The 742-nt window shown below is 60.1% G+C and carries 1 protein-coding gene; it reads right to left on the bottom strand.

Annotated features, from left to right (window positions below; genetic code table 11):
• Positions 1–742, bottom strand: a 742-nt coding sequence (locus FA740_RS19540; protein ID WP_136858441.1) for a PAS domain-containing protein, incomplete at both ends; no start/stop codon positions are given.

The following is a 742-nucleotide window of genomic DNA, read 5'->3' on the forward strand; positions in this document are numbered from 1 at the left end:
GCCCAGGCTTGCACGAAACGCCCGAGATCCGCCGTTTGCGGTGTCAGCTTTGACTTACCTGCAAAGGCAAGAAGGCTATCGTTCAGAGACTTGCCGCGCATGACCGCGTCGCGGGCTTCCGAGATCAGGATCTTCGCCTCTTGGGGATCGGTCGTCAGTTCCAGAAGCTCGACATTCCCCAGGATCACGGCAAGCAGATTGTTGAAATCGTGGCTGACGCCCCCTGCCATCTGCCCGACCAAGGCCAGACGTTCACTGCGTTGGCGCTCCTCAATTATGCGCCGCTGTTCCGTGACATCGTTAATGAGGACCACCGCATGTCCGTGTTCGTCATCCTGACCCGCCAGAGGGACGGCCACGCATTCCAGGATCTCAGGGCGTCCTGAACGGTGGTGCCGTGCCTCGAAATGGCACAGCCGCTGCGCCGCAAGTGTCTCGCGGACATGACCGATATCGGGGGTGCAATCCGTCTCCTGCATGACCTCGTTCAGGGTCTTTCCCAGCAGCTGCTGCTCGTCCTGATCCTGAAGTTTGATCGCCGCTGCGTTCGCATACATGATCGGCCAGAAATCAATGGCGCCTTCGCCCCGTTCAAGCATGACGGCTCCGGTGGTCATCGCGTCGATGGCAGTCCTGAAGAGTCTGAGATCGCGCTGTTCGCTCACCTCGCGGGTCACATCCCGGAAGTGGACCGCGATGCCTGTCTGCGCAGGATGCACGGTGACGTGAAACCAGCTTTCCA

Origin of the sequence: Paracoccus hibiscisoli, assembly GCF_005048265.1 — a bacterium.
GTDB classification, from domain to species: Bacteria; Pseudomonadota; Alphaproteobacteria; order Rhodobacterales; family Rhodobacteraceae; genus Paracoccus; species Paracoccus hibiscisoli.